We start from the raw sequence: 4358 nt of genomic DNA, 5'->3' as shown, positions 1-4358 counted from the left end.
TTGCTAGAAGGATCTTTGAGAACTTTTAACTAAATTGTACCCAGAAGGTCCCCCAACTTCTGTTATACATCACCGTTGTGCGTCATATGACAAGCGACAGTAACAAAGAAAAACGGGAAAGCTGAAAACCGATTAGAGTAAGCACCTAAACTAAAACTGACAAAATATGAAATCAACTTTTAAATTTCTAATTGCTGTGATTTGCTTTGCAGTATTTTCGACTATTTCAGTTTTCGGACAAACGACTGAAGAACAAAAACTTTCGTATAAAACAGGAAATCCAGCGGATTGGCCAAAAGACCAAGATGCGGTTGTATCTGCACCAAATAATCATAAAATACTATTGGAAAATGATAAAGTAAGGGTTTTAGAAGTAACTGTCTTACCCAACGAAATTGAACCTGTTCACCATCATCAATGGAAAAGTGTCTTATATATTATAGAAGCTGGGGATTTCATTGACCGAGACGCAGAAGGAAATGTGATTATAGATACCCGGAAGTTACCTGAACCTCTTGTTTTTCCTTTGACAATGTACAAAGACCCTGAAGCACCTCATACAGTAGAAAATTTAAGCGATACGAAAACTATTCGGCTGATAAGAGTAGAAATGAAAGAATAAAATACGAACGCACAACAATGGCTATAAGCAATTGCTTGTTCTTGCCTACTTCTGAAAATCCTCGCGGATTTTCAGCTTGGTATGTACTTGCAAAGTTTAGTGCTAACCCACGCAACTATTCATAGCCTAACCGTTGTAAGTAATGCGAAAATTGAGCTGAAATTGAACATTTAAACTAAAAAAGCCAACGCTCAAACAGCACATTTGGTTTTTGCCAACGCAACAGCCAACGCTGTAAAACCAAAAGAGCTGTTCTTTGCCAACGCTCGAAAAATGCTATCTTGTGAAAGAAAAAACCGACCGAAAATAAATGCCAATATTTCAGAAATCAGTAATAAAAAAACACCTTAAAAGTCTTGACCAAGAAAAGGTAGAAAAAGCCTTCCAAACATTCCGACTGAATTACAATCCTGCAAAAATTGAGCAAATAAAAACGCTCAAAGAAGAAGAATATCAAGACGGATTTTTACGCGAAATATTTGTTGATGTTTTAGGTTACACTCTTCGCCCTGATGAAAATTTTAATTTACAAAGAGAATTTAAAAACCAAACGGACGGAAAAAAAGCTGACGGAGCAATTTTAAAAGATGAAAAGGCGATTGCTGTAATCGAGTTAAAGTCAACAAAAACAAAAGACTTAACAAAAATCACACAACAAGCTTTCAATTACAAAAACAATCAACCAGAATGTAAATATGTTATTACCTCAAACTTTCAAAAGTTACGTTTTTACATCGACTACTCTACCGAATTTGAAGAATTTGATTTGTTTTTTCTCGACAGAGAGCGTTTCGAATTACTTTATTTAATCTTACACAAAGAGAGTATTTTTTCAAGCCTTCCTAATAAACTTAAAAAAGAAACACAATTTCACGAAAAAGAAATTTCGGAAGAACTTTATAAAGACTACTCTCATTTTAAGCAAAAACTGTTTAATAATCTAATTGCCAATCATCCAGATGATGATAAGTTATTGCTATTCAAAAAGTCTCAAAAACTTTTAGACCGTTTTTTGTTTATACTTTTTGCAGAAGATAGCGGATTATTGCCACCAAATTCGATTTCAAGAGTCATAAAACGATTTGACATCTTAAAAGAAGAAGATGCTTACAAACCGATTTACGAAATTTTTAAGCAGTACTTCGGTTATATGAATATTGGGAGAAAAGGTAAAAAAGAATCTGACAATATTCCTGCCTACAATGGTGGCTTATTCTATGAGGATTTGCTACTTAACAATTTAAAAATTGATGATGAAATATTAATTGACGATTTAAAGAAATTATCAACTTACGATTTTAACACAGAGGTAGATGTAAATATTCTCGGTCACATATTTGAGCATTCTCTAAATGAAATTGAAGAAGTAACCGCAGAAATTGAGGGAACAGTTTCCGACCAAAAAAGAACAAAAAGAAAAAAAGATGGTGTTTTTTACACCCCAAAATATATAACGACCTACATTGTTGCAAATACAATTGGACAACTTTGCATTGATAAAAGAAAAGAACTTGGAATTGAAGAAATTGAATATGATGATTCGTTTCTAAAAAAGGACAAGACTTTAACGGTAAAAGGAAAAAAATTATTTAAAACCTTAACCGAGTACAAAAATTGGTTGACTAACCTCAAAATTATTGACCCAGCTTGTGGAAGTGGAGCGTTTTTAAATCAAGCTTTAAACTATTTAATTGAAGAACACGAAAAAATAGATGACATCATTGCGGACTTAACAAACTCGCCTTTGAGACTGTTCGATACAGATAAGAACATTTTAGAAAATAACCTTTTTGGTGTAGATATTAATGAAGAAAGTGTTGAAATTGCTCAATTATCACTTTGGCTTCGAACAGCAAAAAAAGACCGCAAACTCTCGAAATTAAACAATAACATAAAATGTGGAAACTCACTTTTATCATCAGAATTTGATTGGCACAAAGAGTTTCCCGAGATTATGAAAAATGGTGGTTTTGACGTTGTAATCGGAAATCCGCCATATATAAAAGAGGCTACAAACAAATCAGCTTTTGACGGTTTACACGAACATTCTTGTTATCAAGGCAAAATGGATTTATGGTATTTTTTTGGTGCTTTAGCATTAGACATCATTAAAAAAGATTATGGCTTAATTGGTTACATCGCACCAAATAATTGGATAACAAACGATGGTGCTTCAAAATTTAGAGATTATGTTATAGAAAAAGGAAAAATTATAGATTTTATTGACTTTAGTGATTTTAAAGTTTTTGATTCCGCGGGTATTCAAACTATGATTTACATAATGAAAAGAAGTGATGATAATGACAATTATGGTCTTAACTTTTCCAAAGTGCTTAATAGTAAAATCAAACACGAGGATGCTCAATTATTTTTAGAAAAAATTGCGGACGATAAATACGAGTATTTCACGTCCAATATCGTGAAGAAAGATTTAATAAATCAACCAATTAATTTTATAAACGCAGAACTCAATGTGATAATTGAGAAAATTAAGAATAAGGAGAATTTCAGATTAGATTCTAAAGAAATTGCTTCAGGTATAGATTTATTGCAGGATTTCGTTAATAAAAAGCATAAAGAAATAATTGAAAACGTAGAAATTGGAGATGGTATTTTCAATTTGAGTCAATCGGAATATGAAAATTTAAACTTAAACCAAAAAGAAAAAGAACTATTAAAACCTTTTTATACAACAACTGAATTGCAAAAGTATTATGGCAATCCAAAAAATAAACTTTGGATTATTTATACAGATTCAAGTTTTAAAGATGAGGAAAAAATACTTCCTTATCCTAATGTAAAAGGACATTTAGATAAGTTTTTAGACGTTTTCACTTCTGTAAATAAGCCATATGGTTTGCATCGTTCGAGAGACGAAAAGTATTTTAAAGGAGAAAAAATATTTTCGTTAAGAAAATGTTCTGTTCGTCCAAGATTTACTTACACGGATTTTGATGCTTATGTAAACAGAACTTTTATGATTATTAAAACTGACAGAATTAACCAAAGATATTTAACCGGACTTTTAAACTCAAACCTGATAGCGTTTTGGCTAAAGTATAAAGGTAAAATGCAAGGAAACAATTATCAAATAGATAAAACACCTTTAGAGAATTTGCCTTTAGTCAAACCAAATACTGAAACTCAAGAAAAAATTGCTGATTTAGTTAAGAGTATAATTTCTAATACCCAAAAAAGCTCGGATTATCAAGAGCTTTTGGAAAAGGCAAAAACGGAAAACAATTTTGACAGAGAAATACAATTAACAAAAGAATTAGAACAACTTACAGCCGAATTGGAAAAAGCCGAAAGTGAAATCAACTCGACTATCTACGAGCTATACCAAATTGAACCGACCGAAATTGCAACGATAGAGAAGAATATTTAGGAAATGAAAAAGCCAACGCTAAAAGCCATACACATTTGCAATTCGCACAAGCCAATACAACACCAAAAATTGCAAAAGAGTATGTCTTGCCAACGCACGATTTGAACTGAATTAAACATTGGAAAACCAAACTGAATGAAAAAAGCACTACTTACAACAACGTATATAAAAAATAGCGGTTTAAGTACTAAATCGAAATGAATTATATAAATTTAAGGTCAGTGTTTAACTGAAAAGTTTGTGCCTAAAATCCGCTACTTTTCATATACAAGACCGTTGGAGTGCAATAATTCGGACTTTCGGGTTTCACTAAATTTTTATGGGGAACTTAAGGAACACAACGCAGAG

2 protein-coding genes are annotated in these 4358 nt (G+C 31.9%); both read left to right on the top strand.

The window, feature by feature from the left end; translation table 11 throughout:
* Positions 1 to 166 precede the first annotated feature (166 nt).
* Positions 167 to 622 (top strand): hypothetical protein, encoded by a 456-nt coding sequence (locus PO830_RS14700; protein WP_272854332.1) that lies wholly within the window; start codon positions 167 to 169, stop codon positions 620 to 622.
* Positions 623 to 932: 310 nt separating this feature from the next.
* Entirely contained in the window at positions 933 to 4010 is a 3078-nt protein-coding gene (locus PO830_RS14695; RefSeq protein WP_272854331.1) for an Eco57I restriction-modification methylase domain-containing protein, read from the top strand.
* Positions 4011 to 4358: the final 348 nt, after the last annotated feature.

The sequence above is a fragment of the Altibacter sp. HG106 genome, assembly GCF_028561755.1.
Taxonomy (GTDB): domain Bacteria; phylum Bacteroidota; class Bacteroidia; order Flavobacteriales; family Flavobacteriaceae; genus DFVG01.
Note: the sequence above shows the minus strand (reverse complement) of the source record. Positions and strands in the feature narration are given on the sequence as shown.